We start from the raw sequence: 14,294 nt of genomic DNA, 5'->3' as shown, positions 1-14,294 counted from the left end.
AGTGGGGTGCCCTTCGGAATGTGTTCAGAGGGTGTCGGAGTCGACCTTCAGCACCAGCGAGCGCCGGTAGAGGTCCTCCAGGTACGCGGGGAACGAGGGCTCCGCGCCGGCTTCGAGCGGCATGACGGGCAGGCCGTCGGCCGCCTTGAGCAGCCGGGGGCTCGCGGTGTGCAGCACGCCCCCTCGGCCGATGACCTGGGCGAGCAGCAGGCGCTCGTGCACGGGCAGTCCGTCGAGCGCGGGGGTGGTGAAGGCCCGCCGGAGGTCGTCCTCGTCGTACGGGACCCGGTCGATGGCCAGGTCGGTGTGGAGGACGTCCATGAACGGGTAGTAGTCGTCCTGGACGCCCCGCTCGTAGCCCCACACCAGGTCGTCGCAGCGGCCGACCTGCTCCCAGTTCATGACGACCCGGCCGGCCTCACCGGCGGCGAGGCGCGCCGCGAAGAAGGACGTGGCGGCGGCGCGGACGGTGTCGTCCTCGCTGTGCATGCCCATGAAGAGGGTGGCGTCGATGAACACCGTGGGGGCGTGCCCGTCGGCCTCGGGGGTGACGTCAGCCGGCATAGCGCTCGAGCACCTTCCGCATCCGCTCCATCGCGCCGGCGAACACCTCGGGCTCGCGGGCCAGGGCCAGGCGGACGAAGCGCTCGCCCTTCTCCTTGGTGTTCCAGTAGAAGAAGGTGCCCGGCAGGACGTACACCTCCTCGTCGAAGAGGACGGCCTGCAGCTGGGTGGCGGTCAGGTCCTCGGCGGTGATGCGGAACCAGGCGACGCTGGTGCCGACGACGGGCTCCTGGAACTCCAGGACGGTGCCGGCGAGGGCGGCGCGGGCGGCGTCGCCGTTGGTCTTGATGATGTCGCGGACCGAGGCGAAGCCGTCCTCGATGGAGTCCTCGATGTACTGGGTGACCATGTTGAGGACGAAGGGCGACACGTTCAGGAGGACGCTGGTGTGGAGGTTGTAGACCTCCTCCTGGATGTTCCGGCTGGCGGTGATCATGGCGCACTTGGCGTCCTGGATCGGCCAGGTCTTGCCGGTGTCCTCCATGACCATGTAGGTGACGCCGGACTCCTCCAGGAGCTTGTAGATGTCGACGCGGCCGATGCCCTCGTCGCACAGCGCGAAGGAGGCGAAGCAGAAGTCCATCACCAGGACCTTGTCGTGGTCGACGCAGTAGCGCACGACCTCGGCGAAGCCCTCCAGCTTCTCGGCGAGCAGGGTGAACCCGGTCGGGTTGTTCGGGTCGACCAGGTAGATCGCGTCCGCGTCGATCGACTCGACCAGGCGCTCGTAGATGGAGTCCTTGTCGTGCAGCACCGACTCGTCGACGGGCCCGAGCGGCACCTGCATGTTGCGCAGCAGGTCGACCAGGTTGTCGAAGCAGGGCTCCACCAGCTGCACGGACATCCCGCGCTGCTTGAGGAACATGCCGGCCACCATCGTGGAGACGCTGGCGGAGTACGAAAGGAGCGTGCGGTCCATCGCCCGGGCGGTGGGCTGCTGGTGCAGGCGGAAGAAGGCGTCGACGAACTGGCGCTCGAAGTGGGCCTGCTGCTTCGACTCGGACTCGTGCCAGAGCTCGGGAAGCCGCGAGACGATCCGCTCCTGCGAGGCGGACTGACGCTGGTGGGTGTGCGCGTCGGCCAGGTTGAACCGGGTCTTCAGGGCCTCGATCTCGTGCTGGGTGAGGTCGACGAAGGTGCTGACGTCTGCCTTGTCGGTCAACGACATGAAGAACTCCTGATGTCGATACGAAACCCGTCCGGAATTCCGGCGGCGTAAACGACTGTAGGAGGTTCGAGCGGCCTTGCGAATAACGGCCGGGTCACGCAATTAATAATCACCGCGATGTTCTGCGGAAGTAAAAAAGGAACGACGGCCAGGCATTCCTCGAATAGGAATGCCTGACCGTCGTTCGCTTTATTCGGCCGCCTCGGCGGCTTGTTCTGTTATTCGGTGGCGGCCCGCAGCAGGATGTCCTCGAACACCTTCGGGTCGTCCGAGGCGATGACCGGCCAGCCGATGCCGTACGCGCCCTCCCAGCCCACGTCGATGCCGGGGTTGGCGTGGTCGGTGCCGTCGGGCAGGAACAGGTGGGGGCTGCAGTTCACGCGGTCGCTCTTGGACAGGGCCGCCTGGTCGGACAGGGCGCGGCGGGCGCGGCCGTCGTCCAGCGCCTCGGTGAGGGCGTCGACGTCGACGGCGCCCGTCTCCGCGGCCACGTCCAGGATCACCTTGCGGTGGCTGATGCAGCGCGACTCGGCCCAGAAGGCCCGGCGGAGCCCCAGGTCGAGCTGCTCGGAGGCGTTCAGGCTCTGCTCCTTCGCGGCGAGCACCGCCTCCAGGGCCGGCAGCGTCGTCGAGGGGTACAGCCAGTCCTTGGCCTGCCACAGCTGCCAGCCGGCGGCCGGCTCCAGGCTGGCCATCCGGGCGACCTCGCTGTCCGTGCCGGGGCGCGGGCTCGGGGCGTCGTTCAGGAGCTCCAGGGGGAAGGCGCGCAGGTCGAAGGAGACCTGCTCCTCCAGGCCGAGGCGGGCCCGGGCGGTGTGCAGCCGGTGGATGGCGATGTGCGCGAAGGAACACCAGATGTCGGAGAAGACGGTGACGACTCCGCGCGGCGGGGTCAGATCGGCGGTGGTCGGGTCGGACATGGTTCTCCTCGGTTCGGGGCGCGGGCGGAGCGGGGCTCAGCCGGCCGTGGACTCGTGGGCGTCCAGCGCCGCCTCGAGGTCGAGGTCGGCGTCGGGCAGCCAGGCGGGCAGGGACGGGATGCGGGCCATCGCGTCGAAGAGGCGGGGTACGGCGGCCTCCTCGACGGTCGGCCCGTGGGCGCTGAGCAGCCGTGCGGGGCGCAGTGCGGCCAGCTCGTGCACGGGGCGGAGGAACTTGGCCTCGTCGACAAGGGCGGTCCACGGGGCTATAGCACGGTTCAGGACCTCGAAGCCGTGGAAGAATTCCTCCTCGGAAAGCTCGGTGAAGTCCTGGCGAATTTCTTCGACGACGGTGCCGAAGCTGTCCGAGCTGTAGAGCGTGCCATCGGAATGGTCGAACACGGCGAGGGTGCCGGGTGAATCGAAAGTGGGCGGCCGGTGAAAACTCAGTTCGCGATCACCGACTTTCACTCGACTTCCCGGGTTCGCGGTTACTACCCGATCCTGCGGAATGCTGAACTCTTCCGATATTCGCGTCACTGATATCGCGTTGGCGAGCACCTTCGCGTGCGGCGCCTCCGCCAGGATCCGGGCGAGGGCGCCGGTGTGGTCGCGGTCGTCATGGGTGACGACGACCCAGCGCAGGTCGGCCGGGTCGATCAGCGACCAGAGGGAGTCCAGGAAGCCCTCCCGGTCGACGGGCATGCCGGTGTCCACGAGGAGCGGCTGGCCGGACCGGAGGAGGAAGGCGTTCACCGGCTGGTCGCCGAGACCGGGGATGGGCAGGGCCGAGGGGAGGACGTGGATGTCCGGCCCGGCGGTGTACGACGTCTTCATGATCAGCCTTTCATGAGGCACCGAGCGGGCCGGGGGTCCCCCCGGGCGCAGGGCCCGGGGGAGGCGCCGGCCTCGGTCAGACGAGCTGGATGGTCAGGGAGCCGGCGATCAGCAGGGCGAGGCCCAGGGCGCGCGGCTTGGTCAGGGAGCGCTGCGGGAGCTTGAACAGGCCCTTGTGGTCGATCAGCGCCGAGGTCAGCTGCTGGCCGGTCACGGTCAGGGCGATGGTCACGGCCGCGCCGATGGTGGGGATGAGCAGGAAGGTGCCGGTGACGTACGCGGCGGCGCAGGCGCCACCGAGCCAGCCCCACCAGGGCATCTTCTTCAGCGGGGCGATCTTGGGCTTCGGGGTCTTGCGGGTCGCGTAGAGCACGAGCAGGACCACGGCGATGGTGAAGGTCGCCACGGCGAAGCTGATCACGGCGACGGTGATGGGCTCCTTGAGCTGGGCGCGCAGCTGGGCGTTGACGGCGCCCTGCACCGGCAGCACACCGCCGGCGACGATGCCGAGGGCGAGCCAGCCGACGCGGCCGGCGGCGGACATCTTCGGGGCGCCGGGAGGGGCGGCGGCCTTCATGCCCCGGATGATCACGACGATGCCCGCGAGGACGGCGAGGGCGCCGAGGACGATGCCGACACTCAGGTCCTTCTGCTTCAGGCCGAGGAGGCCGAAGAGGTCGAGGGCGAGCGAGGAGAACATCTGGCCGGTGACGAAGAGTCCGACGGCGGCGAGGGCGCCGAGCCGTGGGAACAACAGGATGCCGCTGGTGATGTAGAGGGGGCTGGCGAGGCCGCCGAGCAGCTGCCACCACTCCACGTCGGGCAGCTTGCCGAGCGCGCCGAGCGCGCCGGCGGCCACGGCGAGCACGACGAGCAGCGTGGTGGCCACGCCGAGCTGGATGGTCGAGGCGCCGTACGGGGTGCCGACGGCCGAGTTGAGCTGGAGGTTCACCGAGGCCTGGACGGCGAGGAGGCAGCCGACCAGCAGGGCCGCGGCGAGGAGCGCGGTGTGCATCTGGATCTCCCTGGGGCGGGATGGCGAGCGGGTAAGTGGACGCTGAGTCCGTTTAGCATGCCACGCAACATGGCAAACGGACAAGGTGTCCACTTAGCCCCGGGGGAAGTAAGGTCTGATCCATGAGCGAGGAAGAGCAGCGAGGTCGGGGAGCCGCCCCCGTGCACCGGGTCGGCGGTCTCCTCGGTGATCTTCAGGCCGCGGACGAGCAGCCCGTCGCCCCGCGCAGACGCGCGGACGCGGAGCGCAACCGCGCCCAGATCCTGACGGCGGCCGAGCGGCTCTTCGCCGAGCAGGACCCGCGGTCGGTCACCATGGACCGCATCGCCAAGGCCGCGGGCGTGGGCCGCGCCACGCTCTACCGGAGCTTCCCCGATCCGTCCTCGGTCGCCGTGGCGCTGCTCGACGAGCACGAGCGCCGGCTGCAGGGGCAGCTCATCTACGGGCCTCCGCCGCTCGGCCCCGGCGCACCGGCGGGGGAGCGGCTCGCCGCGTTCTACCTGGCGATGCTCGATCTGCTCGAACGGCATCTGCCGCTGGCCCTGGGGGCGGAGACGGGCCCCGCGCGGTTCCGGACGGGCGCGTACGGCTTCTGGCGCGTCCACGTCCGGACCCTGTTGGTCGACCACGGGGTCGAGGACCCCGACCCCCTGATCGACATCGCGCTCAGTCCGCTGTCGCCCGAGCTCTTCCAGTTCCAGCGGCATCAACTCGGGCTGTCGGCCGAGCGCATCGGACGTTCACTGACGGCCTTCGCGCGTCAGCTCCTCCAGTCAGGAAGCGGTCGCTGACCTGCCCTGGGCCGCCGTCTGGGTCGGCTGCGCGGACGGGTGGACGAGTCCGGGCAGGATCAACTCCCAGATGCGGCGCAGCCGTTCCTCCGCCGGATGGTGCAGGGCGGCCGGGTTGTGCGGGCCTGCCGGGTTGTGCGGGCCGCCGGGGTTGTGCGTGCCTGCCGGGTTGTGCGGCGCGGCCGGGTTGTGCGGCGCGGCCGGGTTGTGCGGCGCGGCCGGGTTGTGCGGCGCGGTGCTCTCCGCGGGCCAGAGTTCGTCGGCCGGCGCGCTCGGGACACGCATCTCCAGCTCGACGCCGGTGATCACGTAGCCGATCAGCGCCGCCACGGCCGTCGCGTCCACGCCCGGCCGCAGGGCCTTCTCCGCCGCCGCGAACCGCGCGAGCCGGCCCACCTCGCGCCGCCAGGGGCAGTCCTGCCCGGGCCCGGGGTCCGTCGACTGCAGCTCGCGGGCGAGGCGTTCACCGGCGCGCGCCATGTGGTCGGTCTCGAAGAGCCGGATCAGGGCGTGGGTGGTGATGACGAGCTTGTCGATCGAGGTGCCGCCCACGCCCTCGGTGGATAAGCAGGCCGACTCGACCGTGATCCGGGTGACCGCGCGGGCCCGCCCGCGCACCGCCGTCGCCAGGTCCGCCTTGGTCGCGAAGTGGAAGACCAGGGCGCCGGTCGTCACCCGCGCCTCGCCGGCGATCCGTGCCAGGGAAGCCCGCTCGTAACCCACTCTGTCGAACACCCGCGCGGCCGAGGAGAGGATCTCCTGCCTTGTGCGTTCCGCCCGCTGCTGAATCGCCATGAGCTCCCCCGTGAACTCGCGAGAAGGGCCGGAGCGTTATGTTCCGGCCCGCGCCTGTGACCGACTCGAAACTATCCGGCCGGGGAGCGGCGAAACGTGGCTTTTCGTCCGCCCGGCCGGAACTGGGGGTTGACGCGCCTCCTTCTCCCAGGTCGCGGGCGCCCGCCCCGCGCGGGCCGCCCGCGAACTGACCGGAACCGGGGGTATGCCCTGTCAGGTGGATTCAGCCGTTCCGGCGGATACGGAAGCCCGCGCCCGGGAGCGGGATACGGCCACGCCCGCGAGGCACAGCGCACCCCCGGCGAGCGTCAGCAGGCCCGGCAGTTCACCCAGGAACACCCACGCGAGGACCACGACGAGGGCGGGCACGGCGTACGTCGTGGCGCCCATCCGGCCCGCGGTCGTGCGGGCCAGGGCGTAGGCCCAGGTCGTGAACGCGAGCGCCGTCGGGAACACGCCCAGGTAGACCATGTTCAGGGTCGCCGACAGCGGCGCCCGGCCCGCCTCCTCGACCAGCCGGCCCGCGAACGGCAGACAGGCCGCCGTCCCCACCAGGCACCCGAAGGTCGTCACCTGGAGCGCGCTGCCGTGCGCGAGCGCCGGCTTCTGGGCGACGACCCCGCCCGCGTACGCCATCGCCGCGAGCAGGCAGAGGACCACCCCGAGCACGGAGGCGTGCCCGCCGGAGCCGCCGCCGGACATCGACAGGCCGACGGTCACCGCGCCCGCGAAGGAGACCGCCATGCCCGCGAGCAGCCGGGGCGGCAGGGACTCCTTGAGGAACCGCGCGCCGAGCAGGGCGATCAGGATCGGCCCTATGTTCACGACCATCGCCGCCGTGCCCGCGTCGACCTCCTGCTCGCCCCAGTTCAGGACCACCATGTACACCCCGAACCAGAGCAGACCCGAGACCAGGATCCCCGGCCAGGCCGCCCGGGGCGGCAGCCCCTCGCGCCGCACCAGGAGCACGGCCCCGAGGACCAGCGACCCGGCGAGCAGCCGGCCGAGCGCGAGCGCACCGGGGGAGTAGGCGGCCCCGGCGCTGCGGATGGAGACGAAGGCGGAGGCCCACAGGACGACGGTGACACCGGCGGCGGCGAGCGCGAGCCGGGAGGATTGCTTCTGCATGCCCCGACCGTAGGGCGCGAACCCTTCGGCGCTCACCGCAATATCGCGCGGGAGGGCGCGGGGTCTCACCGCAGGGCGGCCGCCGCGATGCCCAGGCCCGCCGCCAGGGCCGTCTCGCCCTCCGGCGTCACCTTCACCGCCCGCTCCGACCCGATCCGTACGCACCATCCGGCGTCGAGCGCGTGCCGGCACAGCGCGGCGCCCGCGATCCCCGCGAGGTGCGGGCGGCGCTCGGTCCAGTCGAGGCAGCCGCGTGCGACGGGCCGCCGCCCCTTCCGTACGAGGGCGATGCCCTGCTCGTCGAACCAGGCGAGGCCCCGGTCCGTGAGGGCGAACCCGGTGTCCTGGCGCAGCAGTCCGCGGTCCGTCATCGCCTCGGTGATCGCGATGCCGAGCCGTCCCGCGAGGTGGTCGTAGCAGGTCCGGCCGCGTGCCATCGCCTGCCCGGCGCTCGCGGCCCGCAGCGAGCGCGGCGCCGCGGGCACCGCGGGCTCGGACCGGGTGGCGAGGTCCTCGACGAGGTGCGCGATCCCGGGGTCGGCGAGGCGTACGTACCGGTGTCTGCCCTGCCGTTCCTCGGCGAGCACCCCGCCCGCGACGAGCTTCCCGAGGTGCTCGCTCGCGGTGGACGGCGCCACCCCGGCGTGCCGGGCGAGCTCCCCGGCGGTCCAGGCCCGTCCGTCGAGGAGGGCGAGCAGGAACGCGGCGCGGCTCTCGTCCGCGAAGAGTGCCGCGAGCGCGGCGAGATCACTGGCTGCCATACGGCAAGCCTGCCCCACTCACGCTTCGGCGGTGGCCGAACCGTGCGGTGCCCCGGGGCGGGTCGGGATCGCCTCGTACTGGAGCCGCAGCCCGTCGAGCAGGGCCCGCAGGCCCGTCTCGAAGGCCCCCTCGTCGACCTTCTGGCGGTGTTCCGCGAGGAGGTGGGCCTGGCCGAGGTGGGGGTAGTCGGCCGGGTCGTAGGCCGTCTCGTCGTCGACGAAGCCGCGGGCGAAGGAGCCGAGGGCGGAGCCGGTGATGAAGTACCGCATCAGCGCGCCGATGGAGGTGGCCTGGGCCGGTGGCCAGCCCGCGCGGACCATCGCGCCGAAGACCGCGTCGGCGACCTTCAGGCCCTCCGGGCGGCGGCCGGGACCCTGGGCGAGGACCGGGACGATGTGCGGGTGGTCGGCGAGGGCGGCGCGGTAGGAGACGGCCCAGTCGTGCAGCGCGGTCCGCCAGTCCCGGCCGTCGTCCGCCGCGAACATCGACAGGTCGATCTTCGCGCTGACCGCGTCCGCGATCGCGTCGAGGATCTCGTCCTTCGTCCGGAAGTGGTTGTAGAGCGAGGGCCCGCTCACCCCGAGTTCGGCGGCGAGCCGCCGGGTGGAGAGCGCGGCCAGGCCCTCCGCGTCCACGAGCGCGCCCGCCGTCTCGACGATGCGTTCTCGGCTGAGCAGGGGCTTGCGCGGTCGGGCCATGGCGCACATAGTAGGCCCGCGCAGCAAAAACTAGCAGTGGTAATTAAACGGCCGAGTGGGGTGGCAGCATGAATCTGGAGCTGAGCGAGGAGCAGGAGGCCGTACGGCGGCTCGCCGAGGACTTCGTCGCCCGCGAGGTCACCCCGCACGCGACCGCGTGGGACCGCGCCGAGGAGGTCGACCGGGGCATCGTCAAGAAGCTCGGCGCCGTCGGCTTCCTCGGGCTCACGATCCCGGAGGAGTACGGCGGTTCGGGCGGCGACCACCTCGCGTACTGCCTCGTCACCGAGGAGCTGGGCCGCGGCGACTCCTCCGTGCGCGGCATCGTCTCCGTCTCCCTCGGCCTGGTCGCCAAGACCATCGCCTCCTGGGGCGGCGAGGAGCAGAAGCGGGCGTGGCTGCCCCGGCTCGCCTCCGGCGAGGCGCTCGGCTGCTTCGGCCTCACCGAGCCCGGCACCGGCTCCGACGCCGGGAACCTCGCCACCCGCGCCGTACGGGACGGCGACGCGTACGTCGTCAACGGCAGCAAGATGTTCATCACCAACGGCACCTGGGCCGACGTCGTGCTCCTCTTCGCCCGCACGAACGACACCCCCGGCCACAAGGGCGTCTCCGCCTTCCTCGTCCCCACCGACACCCCCGGCCTCACCCGCCGCCCCGTCCACGGCAAGCTCGGCCTGCGCGGCCAGGCCACCGCGGAACTGGTCCTGGAGGACGTCCGCGTCCCCGCCGCCGCCATGCTCGGCCCCGAGGGCAAGGGCTTCACCGTCGCCATGTCCGCCCTCGCCAAGGGGCGCATGTCGGTCGCCGCCGGCTGCGTCGGCATCGCCCAGGCCGCCCTCGACGCCGCCGTGCGGTACGCGGGGGAGCGCGAGCAGTTCGGAAAGCCCATCGCCTCCTACCAGCTGGTCCAGGAACTCCTGAGCGACATCGCCGTCGACGTGGACGCCGCCCGGCTGCTCACCTGGCGGGTCGCCGACCTGATCGACCGAGGCCAGGACTTCGCCACCGCCGCCTCCCAGGCCAAGCTGTACGCCTCCGAGGCCGCCGTCCGCGCCGCGAACAACGCCCTCCAGGTCTTCGGCGGCTACGGCTACATCGACGAGTACCCGGTCGGGAAGCTGGTCCGCGACGCCCGCGTCATGACCCTGTACGAGGGCACCAGCCAGATCCAGAAGCTCATCATCGGCCGGGCGCTGACGGGGATCTCGGCCTTCTGAGTACCTCGCTGAGTACGCGGACGGATGTGGCGCCGCCCACATCCGTCCGATGCTGTCCGGCATGAGCGACACACCGGTCAAGCAGCAGAACACCGCCGCCTACTACATGCAGGCCGTCATCTCCTTCGGGATCGCGATCGCCGCCGTGGGCATCGGCATCTTCCAGCTCGATGCCAGCGCCTGGGTGCGTGCCTTCCTCGCCATCTCGGTCCTCTACCTCACGACCTCGGCCTTCACCCTCGCCAAGGTCGTCCGCGACCGCCAGGAGGCCGGCCAGATCGTCAGCCGGGTCGACCAGGCCCGCCTGGAGAAGCTCCTCGCCGAGCACGACCCCTTCCAGAAGCTGGGATGAGCCCCCGAGGATCTAAGCGCTTGCTCACCCTCGTTGTATGGTGTTCGTCCTGACGGGGTCCGAGAAGGAGTGTGGGATGAGCGCGGCGGAGGAGACGCCCGGGGCCGAGGACATGCCCTGGGGCGAGGTCACGCCCGAGGCGGCCCGGCGGCTGCTCGTGGCCGCCGTCGAGGCGTTCGCCGAGCGCGGCTACCACGCCACCACCACCCGTGACATCGCGGGCCGCGCCGGGATGAGCCCCGCCGCGCTCTACATCCACTACAAGACCAAGGAAGAGCTGCTCCACCGGATCAGCCGCATCGGCCACGACAAGGCCCTGGAGATCCTCCGGGCCGCCGCCGACGGCGACGGCAGCGCCGCCGAGCGCCTCGCCGACGCCGTACGCTCCTTCGTCCGCTGGCACGCCGAGCGCCACACGACCGCGCGCGTCGTCCAGTACGAACTGGACGCCCTCGGCCCCGAGCACCGCGCCGAGATCATCGAGCTGCGCCGCGAGTCCGACGCGACCGTGCGCCGGATGCTCGAAGAGGGCGCGGCCGCGGGCGAGTTCGACGTGCTCGACGTGTCCGGCACCGCGGTCGCCGTGCTCTCCCTCTGCATCGACGTCTCGCGCTGGTTCAACACCCAGGGCCGCCGGACGGCCGACGAGATCGGCGTGCTCTACGCCGACCTCGTCCTCCGGATGGTCGGCGCTCAGAAGTAGTAGCGGGAGACCGACTCGGCCACGCAGACCGGCTTCTCGGAGCCCTCGCGCTCCACGGTCACCGCCGCCGTCACCTGCACGCCACCGCCCGCCTCCTCGACCTTCGTGAGGACGGCGGTCGCGCGCAGCCGTGAGCCCACCGGGACCGGGGCGGGGAAACGCACCTTCTCCGTCCCGTAGTTGAGGCCCATCTTCATGCCCTCGACCCGCAGCACCTGCGGGACGAACAGCGGCAGCAGCGACAGCGTCAGATAGCCGTGCGCGATCGTCGAACCGAACGGGCCGGCCGCGGCGCGCTCCGGGTCCACATGGATCCACTGGTGGTCCCCGGTCGCCTCCGCGAAGAGGTCGATCCGCTTCTGGTCGATCTCCACCCAGTCGCTGTGCCCCAGCTGCTCGCCGACCCCCGCGCGCAGCTCATCGGCGGAGGTGAAGATCCTCGGCTCGGCCATGTTCCTCGTCCCTTCTGGTACGGCATACGGCATACCCAATGGTCGGTATCCAAGCGCTTGCTCAGCATGTGGGGTGCGGGGGCCGCTGTCAACGGCCGCAGACGAGGGACCAGTAGGGTTCGACGAGTGCCGCAGATTCCAGAGAAGATCCACGAACTCACCGTCGGCCAGCTCTCCGCCCGCAGCGGGGCCGCGGTCTCCGCCCTGCACTTCTACGAGGCGAAGGGGCTCATCAGCAGCCGCCGCACCAGCGGCAACCAGCGCCGCTACGGCCGCGACACGCTCCGCCGCGTCGCCTTCGTCCGCGCCGCGCAGCGGGTCGGCATCCCCCTGGCCACCATCCGGGAGGCACTGGCCCAGCTCCCCGAGGAGCGCACCCCCACCAACGAGGACTGGGCCCGGCTCTCCGGGGCCTGGCGCACCGAACTCGACGAGCGCATCAAGCAGCTCGGCCGGCTCCGCGACCACCTGACGGACTGCATCGGCTGCGGCTGTCTCTCCCTGGAGACCTGCGTCCTGTCCAACCCCGACGACCGCTTCGGCGAGCAGATGGCGGGCTCCCGTCTCCTCCCCGTACGCCGCCCCGTCGAGAAGACCTCCGACTAGTACGCGAGCGCCGCCGCGACCAGTTCGGCGTTGGAGCGCGCCCGGGTGCCGTCCGGCAGGAACAAGGTGTCCTCCAGGCCGATCCGGGCATCGGCGCCCAGGCGGCGGGCGAGCCGCAGCACCGGCCAGACGCCCTCGTCCACGCCGTGCAGCAGCACCGGAACCCCGGCCGGGACGGCGAGCCCCGGGAGCAGGACGCGGGCGGCGGGACGGCCGCTCCGCGCGTGGAGCCCGGGGTCCGTGACGTGGGCGGCCGTCGCCTTCGTGAGGGCGTCGAGGGCGGTGACCCTCGCGAGGACCCGCTCCACCCGCGACGCCAGGGGCGAGCTCGCGAACCGGGCCGGGCCGTCCGTGCCGGTCCACAGCGCGGCCTCGACCGCGATCCCGCGCTCCAGGAGGGCCGTCGCCGCCTCCTCGGCGCCCGGTTCGTGCCAGTCGACCGACACCAGACCGGGAAGCACCGTCCAGGAGCGGATCCGCTCCGCACGACGGCCCGGGTCGGGCTCGGCGGACGCCGTCGTCGTGACCCGCACCGTCGTTCCGACCGCAGCCCCGATCGCCGTCAGGACCGGCCCGAGCACCCGGGGCGACAGCGACGTGCCGCCGCACGGAGTGCGGGGATGCACCCGCACCTCCCGGGCTCCCGCCGCCACCGACCGCGCCGCGGACTCCGCCAGGGACTCCGGCGTCATGGGGACCGCCGCCGAGTCCCCGGGCCCCCGTGACCCGTTGAGACAGACCTGCAGCACCGCGCGTGCGACGCTCACGCCGCCGAGGCCAGCGGCCGGCGCCGGTCCCCGCGCGCCCGGGCCAGCGCCCCCGTGGTCAGCACCGCCCGCGGGACGCCCACCCCGCAGTCCCCGCACACCGGGCCGAGCCACGGCTCATAGGGATCACCCGGCCCCGCCCACTCGATCCGCGGCCCCGCGCACACCGGGCACGCCTCGCCCGGCCCCCGCTCCAGGGCGCTGATCAGCCGCCGCAGCACCTCCGGCAGCGGGTCCGAGGGGTGCACCGCCGGGTCGCCGCAGCGGACCACGCCGTTGCCGCCCCAGACCCGGCGGTGCCAGTCGTCGAGCGCGCCGAGCCCGCGCAGACCCTCGCTCTTCTCGCGCCGCCGCCGGGCGGCGAACCGCTCCTCGTACGCGAGCCACACGGCCCGCGCCTCCTCCAGCTCGTCGAGCGCCGCCACGAGGCGCTCCGGGTCGAGCTCCCGGTCCTCGGGACCGAACCTGTGCCGGCGGCACAGATGGTCCCAGGTCGCGCGGTGCCCGTAGGGCGCGAACCTCTCCAGGCACTTGCGCAGTGAGTATCTGCGCAGCGCCGTGTCGCACCCCGGATCGCGCACCTGTCTCGCGAGACTCCGGAAACCGGCCATACCTCGCCACCTCCGCCGCTGGTCCTTCCGCGCTATCAGAGGGACGAACGGGAGCCCCGTCGTGTTCCATCGAAATTCCGATGGCAGCCATCAACGGGGTGGAAGAGACCCCTGTCACCCGGCGGAACCAGCGCGTCCGGTGGGTTCTACCGGCCCGCCCGGGCCGCCGAGACCACGACCTCGGCCAGCCCGGGACGGCAGATGTCGCTGTGCGAGAGGACGACCTCGGCCGCGTCCACGCTCACGCACCCGGAGCCCGGCACCCCGTCGCGCAGGGCCTCCGCCAGGCTCAGCCGCACGGCCCCCGGCACGGCCTGCACGCCGTCGTGCCCGATCGCGCCCCAGCGCGGGTCGTCCGCGCCGAGCAGCCCCGCCGTCGGGCCGGTCAGCGACGCGGAGTCGTTCGCGAGCCGGGACGCCAGCGGGTACATCACCCCGAGCGCCGAGTCGTGCCGCGAGTAGCAGGCCACCACCGGCCCCCGGACCCGCCGCTGGAGGTCCCGCAGCGAACCGGACCGCCCCGCGTCGTGCGGCAGCCGCGCCGCGAACGCGTAGTGCGAGAAGGCACCCTGGAGGAGCGTCACGGAGGCGACCGGGCGGGCCCCGCCCGGCAGCCCCCGCAGCGCGTACGCGACCAGCCGGGCGCCCATGCTGTGGCCCACGAGGTGGACGCGGAGCCCGGGGGCGGAGCGCGCGACCTCGCCGAGCAGCGGTCCGAGCCCGTGCTCGCCGACCTGCCCGGCCCGCTTCTTCATCACGTAGTACGTGGCCTGCCGCAGCGCTTCCTTGGCGCCCTTCCAGTACTTCTTCAGCCCCACGCCGAAGCCCGCGCCAGCGCCCGCGCCAGCGCCCGCGCCAGCGCCCGCGCCGAAGCCCGCGCCAGCGCCCGCGCCGGCGTCCAAGCC

General features: G+C 72.3%; 17 protein-coding genes and 1 pseudogene. 5 read left to right on the top strand and 13 right to left on the bottom strand.

Features of this window, described 5'->3' with window-relative positions:
• Positions 1-24 precede the first annotated feature (24 nt).
• From ACWGN5_RS18780 to ACWGN5_RS18760, 5 genes are all read right to left on the bottom strand, one after another.
• On the bottom strand, positions 25-564 hold the full coding sequence (locus ACWGN5_RS18780; RefSeq protein ID WP_453516374.1) for a DUF6190 family protein: 540 nt from the start codon (positions 562-564) through the stop codon (positions 25-27).
• Positions 554-1,732: an aminotransferase class I/II-fold pyridoxal phosphate-dependent enzyme gene (locus tag ACWGN5_RS18775; RefSeq protein ID WP_453516372.1), complete on the bottom strand. Its 1,179-nt coding sequence runs from the start codon at positions 1,730-1,732 to the stop codon at positions 554-556. Before ACWGN5_RS18775 ends, ACWGN5_RS18780 begins: the two co-directional genes overlap by 11 nt.
• A 218-nt stretch (positions 1,733-1,950) precedes the next feature.
• On the bottom strand, positions 1,951-2,652 hold the full coding sequence (locus tag ACWGN5_RS18770; RefSeq protein ID WP_453516371.1) for a DsbA family oxidoreductase: 702 nt from the start codon (positions 2,650-2,652) through the stop codon (positions 1,951-1,953).
• 36 nt (positions 2,653-2,688) lie between these two features.
• On the bottom strand, positions 2,689-3,489 hold the full coding sequence (locus tag ACWGN5_RS18765; RefSeq protein WP_453516369.1) for an MBL fold metallo-hydrolase: 801 nt from the start codon (positions 3,487-3,489) through the stop codon (positions 2,689-2,691).
• A 76-nt stretch (positions 3,490-3,565) separates the two neighbouring features.
• On the bottom strand, positions 3,566-4,504 hold the full coding sequence (locus ACWGN5_RS18760) for a DMT family transporter (protein WP_453516367.1): 939 nt from the start codon (positions 4,502-4,504) through the stop codon (positions 3,566-3,568).
• Between the two features lie 122 nt (positions 4,505-4,626).
• Here ACWGN5_RS18760 and ACWGN5_RS18755 point away from each other — a divergent pair, with 122 nt between their 5' ends.
• Entirely contained in the window at positions 4,627-5,295 is a 669-nt protein-coding gene (locus ACWGN5_RS18755; RefSeq protein WP_453516365.1) for a TetR/AcrR family transcriptional regulator, read from the top strand.
• Here ACWGN5_RS18755 and ACWGN5_RS18750 read toward each other — a convergent pair.
• The 4 genes from ACWGN5_RS18750 to ACWGN5_RS18735 all read right to left on the bottom strand — a co-directional run bounded on the left by ACWGN5_RS18750 (position 5,278) and on the right by ACWGN5_RS18735 (position 8,687).
• Entirely contained in the window at positions 5,278-6,090 is an 813-nt protein-coding gene (locus tag ACWGN5_RS18750; protein WP_453516363.1) for a TetR family transcriptional regulator, read from the bottom strand. The genes ACWGN5_RS18755 and ACWGN5_RS18750 overlap by 18 nt on opposite strands.
• 213 nt (positions 6,091-6,303) lie before the next feature.
• Complete coding sequence (locus ACWGN5_RS18745) at positions 6,304-7,218, bottom strand: DMT family transporter (RefSeq protein ID WP_453516361.1); 915 nt, start codon at positions 7,216-7,218, stop codon at positions 6,304-6,306.
• A 65-nt stretch (positions 7,219-7,283) separates the two neighbouring features.
• Positions 7,284-7,979 carry an ArsR/SmtB family transcription factor gene (locus ACWGN5_RS18740; protein WP_453516359.1) on the bottom strand — a complete coding sequence of 232 codons (696 nt, stop codon included), beginning with the start codon at positions 7,977-7,979 and terminating at the stop codon, positions 7,284-7,286.
• 18 nt (positions 7,980-7,997) lie between these two features.
• On the bottom strand, positions 7,998-8,687 hold the full coding sequence (locus ACWGN5_RS18735; protein ID WP_453516357.1) for a TetR/AcrR family transcriptional regulator: 690 nt from the start codon (positions 8,685-8,687) through the stop codon (positions 7,998-8,000).
• A 59-nt stretch (positions 8,688-8,746) separates the two neighbouring features.
• Here ACWGN5_RS18735 and ACWGN5_RS18730 point away from each other — a divergent pair, with 59 nt between their 5' ends.
• The 3 genes from ACWGN5_RS18730 to ACWGN5_RS18720 all read left to right on the top strand — a co-directional run bounded on the left by ACWGN5_RS18730 (position 8,747) and on the right by ACWGN5_RS18720 (position 10,953).
• On the top strand, positions 8,747-9,898 hold the full coding sequence (locus ACWGN5_RS18730; RefSeq protein WP_453516355.1) for an acyl-CoA dehydrogenase family protein: 1,152 nt from the start codon (positions 8,747-8,749) through the stop codon (positions 9,896-9,898).
• A 61-nt stretch (positions 9,899-9,959) separates the two neighbouring features.
• A complete protein-coding gene (locus ACWGN5_RS18725) occupies positions 9,960-10,250 on the top strand; it encodes a YiaA/YiaB family inner membrane protein (protein WP_392154396.1) in 291 nt (96 codons plus the stop codon).
• A 76-nt stretch (positions 10,251-10,326) separates the two neighbouring features.
• Positions 10,327-10,953, top strand: coding sequence for a TetR/AcrR family transcriptional regulator (locus ACWGN5_RS18720; protein ID WP_453516353.1), 627 nt, complete (start codon positions 10,327-10,329; stop codon positions 10,951-10,953).
• Here the strand turns inward: ACWGN5_RS18720 and ACWGN5_RS18715 are convergent.
• Positions 10,944-11,405 (bottom strand): MaoC family dehydratase, encoded by a 462-nt coding sequence (locus tag ACWGN5_RS18715; RefSeq protein ID WP_453516351.1) that lies wholly within the window; start codon positions 11,403-11,405, stop codon positions 10,944-10,946. The genes ACWGN5_RS18720 and ACWGN5_RS18715 overlap by 10 nt on opposite strands.
• 126 nt (positions 11,406-11,531) lie before the next feature.
• On the opposite strand from ACWGN5_RS18715, the gene soxR reads away from it, so the two are divergent.
• The gene (gene soxR, locus ACWGN5_RS18710; RefSeq protein ID WP_453516349.1) at positions 11,532-12,011 is read left to right on the top strand and encodes a redox-sensitive transcriptional activator SoxR; all 480 of its coding nucleotides are present in this window, start codon (positions 11,532-11,534) and stop codon (positions 12,009-12,011) included.
• On the opposite strand, the gene ACWGN5_RS18705 is transcribed toward soxR, so the two are convergent.
• The 3 genes and pseudogenes from ACWGN5_RS18705 to ACWGN5_RS18695 form a co-directional block, all read right to left on the bottom strand.
• On the bottom strand, positions 12,008-12,703 hold the full coding sequence (locus tag ACWGN5_RS18705) for a 3-keto-5-aminohexanoate cleavage protein (RefSeq protein ID WP_453516498.1): 696 nt from the start codon (positions 12,701-12,703) through the stop codon (positions 12,008-12,010). The genes soxR and ACWGN5_RS18705 overlap by 4 nt on opposite strands.
• Positions 12,704-12,774: 71 nt before the next feature.
• The gene (locus ACWGN5_RS18700; protein ID WP_453516347.1) at positions 12,775-13,389 is read right to left on the bottom strand and encodes a hypothetical protein; all 615 of its coding nucleotides are present in this window, start codon (positions 13,387-13,389) and stop codon (positions 12,775-12,777) included.
• A 146-nt stretch (positions 13,390-13,535) separates the two neighbouring features.
• Positions 13,536-14,294 (bottom strand): annotated as a pseudogene (locus ACWGN5_RS18695) (serine-threonine protein kinase); the annotation flags it as partial.

The organism is Streptomyces sp. NPDC055815 (assembly GCF_053616475.1).
Note: the sequence above shows the minus strand (reverse complement) of the source record. Positions and strands in the feature narration are given on the sequence as shown.

Bases quoted from the DNA above. Each gene is read 5' to 3' on its own strand.
- ACWGN5_RS18775 (WP_453516372.1), bottom strand. From the start codon at position 1,732: ATGTCGTTGACCGACAAGGCAGACGTCAGCACCTTCGTCGACCTCACC.
- ACWGN5_RS18780 (WP_453516374.1), bottom strand. From the start codon at position 564: ATGCCGGCTGACGTCACCCCCGAGGCCGACGGGCACGCCCCCACGGTG.
- ACWGN5_RS18765 (WP_453516369.1), bottom strand. From the start codon at position 3,489: ATGAAGACGTCGTACACCGCCGGGCCGGACATCCACGTCCTCCCCTCG.
- ACWGN5_RS18770 (WP_453516371.1), bottom strand. From the start codon at position 2,652: ATGTCCGACCCGACCACCGCCGATCTGACCCCGCCGCGCGGAGTCGTC.
- ACWGN5_RS18745 (WP_453516361.1), bottom strand. From the start codon at position 7,218: ATGCAGAAGCAATCCTCCCGGCTCGCGCTCGCCGCCGCCGGTGTCACC.
- ACWGN5_RS18730 (WP_453516355.1), top strand. From the start codon at position 8,747: ATGAATCTGGAGCTGAGCGAGGAGCAGGAGGCCGTACGGCGGCTCGCC.
- ACWGN5_RS18715 (WP_453516351.1), bottom strand. From the start codon at position 11,405: ATGGCCGAGCCGAGGATCTTCACCTCCGCCGATGAGCTGCGCGCGGGG.
- ACWGN5_RS18760 (WP_453516367.1), bottom strand. From the start codon at position 4,504: ATGCACACCGCGCTCCTCGCCGCGGCCCTGCTGGTCGGCTGCCTCCTC.
- ACWGN5_RS18740 (WP_453516359.1), bottom strand. From the start codon at position 7,979: ATGGCAGCCAGTGATCTCGCCGCGCTCGCGGCACTCTTCGCGGACGAG.
- ACWGN5_RS18700 (WP_453516347.1), bottom strand. From the start codon at position 13,389: ATGGCCGGTTTCCGGAGTCTCGCGAGACAGGTGCGCGATCCGGGGTGC.
- ACWGN5_RS18750 (WP_453516363.1), bottom strand. From the start codon at position 6,090: ATGGCGATTCAGCAGCGGGCGGAACGCACAAGGCAGGAGATCCTCTCC.
- ACWGN5_RS18735 (WP_453516357.1), bottom strand. From the start codon at position 8,687: ATGTGCGCCATGGCCCGACCGCGCAAGCCCCTGCTCAGCCGAGAACGC.
- ACWGN5_RS18720 (WP_453516353.1), top strand. From the start codon at position 10,327: ATGAGCGCGGCGGAGGAGACGCCCGGGGCCGAGGACATGCCCTGGGGC.
- ACWGN5_RS18755 (WP_453516365.1), top strand. From the start codon at position 4,627: ATGAGCGAGGAAGAGCAGCGAGGTCGGGGAGCCGCCCCCGTGCACCGG.
- ACWGN5_RS18705 (WP_453516498.1), bottom strand. From the start codon at position 12,703: ATGACGCCGGAGTCCCTGGCGGAGTCCGCGGCGCGGTCGGTGGCGGCG.
- ACWGN5_RS18725 (WP_392154396.1), top strand. From the start codon at position 9,960: ATGAGCGACACACCGGTCAAGCAGCAGAACACCGCCGCCTACTACATG.